Here is a 5,679-nt window from a genome sequence, read left to right on the forward strand (position 1 = left end):
GGCTCCGGCCGGGGTCCTTCGTCGTCCCCGGGGACGTCGGGTCTCAGGACGTGGGCCCGACGGGCGTCGGGCTCGGCAGGGCCTGCCGCGCGGCCTCCTGCGCGGCCAGGTCGCGGCGGCGCCGGGCCGCACGGTCACGGACGGTCGCCGACGGCTCGGGGAGGTCCGCGGCGAGGCGTTCGAGCCGTGAGAGCCAGCGCTCGCGCCGCGCGGGGGAGACCTGGGCCACGCGCGAGTGGTTGACCCACCGGACCCGTCGGACGCCGAGCTGGCCGAAGACCCCGCGGGCGACGACCCGCTGGACGGGGGCGCCGAACCAGGTGCGGTAGAGCGGCCCGGGCGTCGTCATGGTCGTCACGAGCGTGACCCCCGACAGCCCGAGCAGGCCCCGGAGCGCCCCGACCCGGTTCTCGGTGTACGCGAACCCGGGCACGAGGACCTTGTCGAAGAAGCCCTTGAGGCGCGCGGGCATGACCTCCCACCAGACCGGGTGGACGAGGACGAGGTGGTCGGCCGCCGCCAGCCGCTCCTGGTACCCCGCGGCCTGCGGGTCGACGGTCCGTCCCTCACGCCATGCGCCGAGGTCCGCCCGCCGGACGACGGGATCGAAGTCGTCGAGGTCGAGGTCGATCACGTCGACCTCGTGCCCGGCGGTGGTCGCGCCGCGGATCGCGGCGGCGGCGAGCGCGCGGCTGTAGCTGCCCTCGTAGGGGTGGTCGATCACGAGCAGGACGCGCATCGGACTCTCCTTAACGTTGTTCGATCTAACAGCGTTAGAGTTGCTGAACATCGTTAAGGTGTCAAGGTGTGGTGGTCCGGACTCGCCGGACGCGCGAGGAGGGTGGGCCCATGGCCGAGAGGCTGGACCGAGAGCGCGTGGTGCGAGCAGCGCTCGCGCTGCTCGACGAGGTCGGCCTCGACGGGCTGACGCTGCGCCGGCTCGCCCAGGACCTCGGCGTCAAGGCGCCCGCGCTCTACTGGCACTTCGCGGGCAAGCGTGACCTGCTCGACGAGATGGCGGCCACCATGCTGCGCGACCTCGTCGCGGGGGCGGCCTGGGACGAGGCCGTGGCGGCAGGGTCGCCCTGGCAGGACTGCGTGCGCGAGTCCGCGACGAACCTGCGCGAGATGCTGCTCTCGCACCGCGACGGGGCGCGGGTGTTCGGCGGGACCTTCGTCACGGACGAGTCGCTGCGGGGTGCGGTCGAGGTGCCCATGGGCATCCTCACGACGGCAGGGTTCGGGCCCGACGACGCCGCGCGCGCCTGGGGGACGCTGCTCGCCTTCGTCCTGGGCTTCGTCGCCGAGGAGCAAGCGGTCGACCGTCGTGAGCTCGACCCCTCGCAGACGGCCGCGTTCGAGGAGAGGTTCGGGTTCGGCGTCGACGTGATCGTGGCGGGGCTCGCGGCGCGGCTCGGCTGAGGGTCGTGCTCTGACCCGGCCGCTGCGCCGGCGGCGACCCGGCCGCTGCGCTGGCGACCCGAGGGTGCCCGGGGGATCGTGGAGGGGAGCGCGGGCGCGACGAGGTGCCCGCCCGACGATGACGGAGGACGTCATGAGCGGCTCGGTGGCGCGTATCACCCAGATCAGTGCACGGTCCGACGTGAGCTTCGACGACGCGGTCACGACCGGGATCGAGCGGGCGAGCTCGACGCTGCGCAACCTCACGGGCGCGTGGGTCAAGGAGCAGAAGGTCGAGGTCAGGGACGGGAAGATCGTGGCCTGGCAGGTCGCGCTCGAGGTCACGTTCGTCCTCGACTGAGCCCGGTACTCCACCGGGGACCGTTCGCCTCGCACGGGCGTGCCGACTTGACCGGCGGGCCGGGGTGCGGCTATTTGACCCTGCGCCAGGGATTCCGTAATCTTGAACGTCGGTGCGCTCGGTGCGCACTGGTCCCGTGTGCCCATGGACAGGTCGCACTCGCACGCCACGGTGTGTTGAGTCCTGCCAAGACGACCAGACATGGCGAGCACGCCAAGACTAGAAGAGATGAGCAACAACGTGGTGTACGCGATCGTCAAGGCCGGTGGCCGCCAGGAGAAGGTGTCCGTCGGCGATATCGTCGTCGTCGACCGTCTGTCGGCTGGTGCCGGACAGTCCGTCGAGCTTCCTGCGATCCTGCTGGTGGACGGGGAGAAGGTGACCCACGACGCTGCGGCGCTCGCGAAGGTCAAGGTCACTGCTGAGGTCGTCCGGGACGAAAAGGGCCCGAAGATCACGATCCTCAAGTACAAGAACAAGACCGGCTACCGCAAGCGCCAGGGTCACCGTCAGCAGCTGACCCGCCTCAAGGTCACCGGCATCAAGTGACTTCCCTCGGTGGCTCGTGAGAGCCGCCGCAGGTGATCCCACCCCCTCTTCTTCCAGCACGAAAGCAGGTTCGACATGGCACACAAGAAGGGCGCGAGCTCCTCGCGCAACGGTCGTGACTCCAACGCCCAGCGCCTCGGCGTGAAGCGCTTCGGTGGCCAGGTCGTCAGCGCCGGCGAGATCATCGTCCGCCAGCGCGGCACCCACTTCCACCCGGGCAACAACGTCGGTCGCGGTGGCGACGACACGCTGTTCGCCCTGACCGCCGGTGCCGTCCAGTTCGGTACGCGCCGTGGTCGCAAGGTCGTCGACATCGTCTCTGCCGAGGCCTGATCCACGACGCAGCACATGCTTGACAGGAGGGGCGCACCGACGCGGTGCGCCCCTCCTGGTGTTCTTCCCCCCGCTCGAGAGGACCCTTTCCATGGCCACGTTCGTCGACCGCGTCGTTCTGCACGCCTCCGGCGGTGACGGCGGAAACGGCTGCGCCTCCATCCGTCGGGAGAAGTTCAAGCCGCTCGCCGGCCCCGACGGCGGCAAGGGTGGGGACGGTGGGAGCGTGCGGATCGTCGTCGACACGCAGACCACGACGCTCCTCGAGTTCCACCACTCTCCCCACCGCCACGCCGCGTCCGGGACCCAGGGCATGGGCGACTACCGCGCGGGCTCCAACGGCGAGGACCTGATCCTGCGCGTGCCCGACGGCACCGTGGTCAAGGACCGTCAGGGGAACGTGCTCGCCGACCTCATCGGCGAGGGGGCCGAGTACGTCGCCGCCGCCGGTGGTCGCGGCGGCCTGGGCAACCACGGCCTCGCGTCCCCGCGCCGCAAGGCCCCGGGCTTCGCACTCCTGGGCGAGCCCGGCGAGGAGGTCGACTTCGTCCTCGAGCTCAAGTCGATCGCGGACGTCGCGCTCGTCGGCTTCCCGAGCGCGGGCAAGTCCTCGCTCGTCGCCGCGATCTCCGCCGCGCGCCCCAAGATCGCCGACTACCCGTTCACGACCCTCGTCCCGAACCTCGGCGTCGTCCAGGCCGGCGAGGTGCGCTTCACGGTCGCCGACGTCCCGGGCCTCATCCCCGGCGCGAGCGAGGGCAAGGGGCTCGGCCTCGAGTTCCTGCGCCACATCGAGCGCACGGCCGTGATCGTGCACGTGCTCGACTGTGCGACGCTCGAGCCCGGTCGCGACCCGATCTCCGACCTCGAGGCCCTCGAGGCCGAGCTGGCCGCCTACTCGGGCGACCTCGACGGTTCGGGCGTCGTGGGCGGGCTCCCGCTCAACGAGCGCCCCCGCCTCGTCGTGCTCAACAAGATCGACGTCCCCGAGGCGCGCGAGCTGGCCGACCTGGTCCGGCCCGACCTCGAGGCCCGCGGCCTGCAGGTCTTCGAGATCTCGGCGGCGAGCCACGAGGGCCTGCGCCAGCTGACCTACGCGCTCGCCGGGCTCGTCGACAAGGCGCGACGCGAGACCCCGGCCCCCGCTCCGGCCCGCACGATCCTGCGCCCCAAGGCCGTCGACGACGCCGGGTTCACGGTCACCCGCAAGAACGCCGGCGACGGCACGTTCTACTTCGAGGTCCGCGGCTCCAAGCCCGAGCGCTGGGTCCGCCAGACCGACTTCGCGAACGAGGAGGCCGTCGGCTACCTCGCCGACCGTCTGGCCCGCCTGGGCGTCGAGGAGAAGCTCTTCAAGGCCGGGGCCGTCGCGGGCGACGAGGTGCGCATCGGGTCCGAGAAGAACGCCGTGGTCTTCGACTGGGAGCCCACGCTCATCACGGGCTCCGAGCACCTCGGCGGCCCCCGTGGCACCGACCTGCGCTTCGACGACCACTCGCGTCCCACGCGCAACGACAAGCGTCGCGAGTACAACGAGCGCATGGACGCCAAGGCAGAGGCCCGCGCCGAGCTCTGGACCGAGCGCGAGTCCGGCCACTGGACGGACCCCGAGAAGGACTGACCGTCCGCTCGGCGTCAGGTCACGACGTCCGCCCGCAGGGCGGGTACGGTCCCTCGGGTCCGTGCCCGCCCTGCGGCGTCCCGGTCGAGCGACGACCACCGCCCTGGCGGGGCGAGCGCGGGAGAGGAGCGACGTCGTCGGGCCCACGTCGTCTCACGGCGGGGTGTCACACGGTGAAATGACGCCCCGTCCCGGCGCCCGGCGCGCGATGATGTCCCGGTGAATGCGCTCTCCGCACGCTCCCAGGTCGCAACGGCCCACCGGGTCGTCGTCAAGATCGGCTCCTCCTCGCTCACCGGACCGGACGGGCACCTCAGCGTCCCGGCCCTGCACGCGCTCGTCGACGTCATCGCCGCGCGGCACGCCGCGGGCGGGCAGGTCGTGCTCGTGACGTCCGGGGCGATCGCGGCGGGGATCGGGCCGCTCGGCCTCAGCGCCCGACCACGCGACCTCGCCACGGCCCAGGCCGCGGCCTCGGTGGGCCAGGGCCTCCTGGTCGCCCGGTACGCCCAGGCGTTCGCCGAGTACGGCATCCGCGTGGGGCAGGTCCTCCTCACGGCCGAGGACACCATCCGCCGCGGGCACTACCGCAACGCGCAGCGCTCGCTCGAACGTCTCCTGGACCTGGGGGTCGTGCCCGTCGTCAACGAGAACGACGCGGTCGCGACCGACGAGATCCGCTTCGGCGACAACGACCGTCTCGCGGCGCTCGTCTCGCACCTGGTCCGCGCCGACGTCATGGTGCTGCTGACCGACGTCGACGGGCTCTACGACGGCCCGCCCTCGCGCCCCGGTACCCAGCGCATCCGCGAGGTCCGCTCGCCGCTCGACCTCGAGGGCATCGAGGTCACGGGACGCGGCAGCTCGGTCGGGACGGGCGGCATGCTCACCAAGCTCGAGTCCGTGCGCATCGCGACCGGCTCGGGGATCCCGGTCGTGCTGACCAAGGCCGCGAACGCCGAGGGTGCGCTCGCCGGGCGCGAGGTCGGGACCTGGTTCGCCGTCACGGGCAAGCGCACCACGCGCCGACGCCTGTGGCTCGCGCACGCCGCGCGCACGCGCGGGCGGCTCGAGCTCGACGAGGGGGCCGTGACCGCGGTCCTGGGCGGGCGGGCCTCGCTCCTCCCGGCGGGCGTCGTCGGGGTCACGGGCGACTTCGACGCGGGCGACCCGGTCGAGCTCGTCGCACCCGACGGGCGCGTGATCGCGCGGGGGCTCGTGGCCTTCGACTCGACCGACATCCCCGACCTCCTCGGGCGCTCGACGCACGAGCTGCGCGACAAGCTCGGCGAGGGCTACGACCGCGAGGTCGTGCACCGCGACGACCTGGTGCTCGTGGGGCGCAGGCGCAAGGCGTCCTGAGGGCAGGCCGCGCCGCACGGCGCGGGCGCGGGCGCGGCGCTCGGTCCCACGA

7 protein-coding genes are annotated in these 5,679 nt (G+C 72.5%); 6 read left to right on the top strand and 1 reads right to left on the bottom strand.

Features of this window, described 5'->3' with window-relative positions; genetic code table 11:
* Positions 1-43: 43 nt before the first annotated feature.
* Complete coding sequence (locus ACFWFR_RS16890; RefSeq protein WP_377623771.1) at positions 44-739, bottom strand: NAD(P)H-dependent oxidoreductase; 696 nt, start codon at positions 737-739, stop codon at positions 44-46.
* Positions 740-849: 110 nt separating this feature from the next.
* Between ACFWFR_RS16890 and ACFWFR_RS16895 the strand changes: the two genes are divergently transcribed.
* The 6 genes from ACFWFR_RS16895 (at position 850) to proB (ending at position 5,627) form a co-directional block, all read left to right on the top strand.
* A complete protein-coding gene (locus ACFWFR_RS16895) occupies positions 850-1,422 on the top strand; it encodes a TetR/AcrR family transcriptional regulator C-terminal domain-containing protein (RefSeq protein ID WP_377623772.1) in 573 nt (190 codons plus the stop codon).
* Between the two features lie 133 nt (positions 1,423-1,555).
* Positions 1,556-1,762 carry a dodecin family protein gene (locus ACFWFR_RS16900; protein ID WP_377618852.1) on the top strand — a complete coding sequence of 69 codons (207 nt, stop codon included), beginning with the start codon at positions 1,556-1,558 and terminating at the stop codon, positions 1,760-1,762.
* Between the two features lie 240 nt (positions 1,763-2,002).
* Positions 2,003-2,311: a 50S ribosomal protein L21 gene (gene rplU / locus ACFWFR_RS16905; RefSeq protein WP_191789147.1), complete on the top strand. Its 309-nt coding sequence runs from the start codon at positions 2,003-2,005 to the stop codon at positions 2,309-2,311.
* Between the two features lie 75 nt (positions 2,312-2,386).
* Positions 2,387-2,644 (top strand): 50S ribosomal protein L27, encoded by a 258-nt coding sequence (rpmA, locus tag ACFWFR_RS16910; protein ID WP_030151568.1) that lies wholly within the window; start codon positions 2,387-2,389, stop codon positions 2,642-2,644.
* A gap of 91 nt (positions 2,645-2,735) precedes the next feature.
* Complete coding sequence (gene obgE / locus ACFWFR_RS16915) at positions 2,736-4,265, top strand: GTPase ObgE (RefSeq protein WP_377618854.1); 1,530 nt, start codon at positions 2,736-2,738, stop codon at positions 4,263-4,265.
* Positions 4,266-4,484: 219 nt separating this feature from the next.
* Positions 4,485-5,627, top strand: a complete 1,143-nt coding sequence (gene proB / locus ACFWFR_RS16920; protein WP_068625112.1) for a glutamate 5-kinase — start codon at positions 4,485-4,487, stop codon at positions 5,625-5,627.
* The last annotated feature ends 52 nt before the right edge of the window (positions 5,628-5,679 follow it).

The organism is Oerskovia sp. NPDC060287 (assembly GCF_042726775.1).
GTDB lineage: Bacteria > Actinomycetota > Actinomycetes > Actinomycetales > Cellulomonadaceae > Oerskovia > Oerskovia merdavium.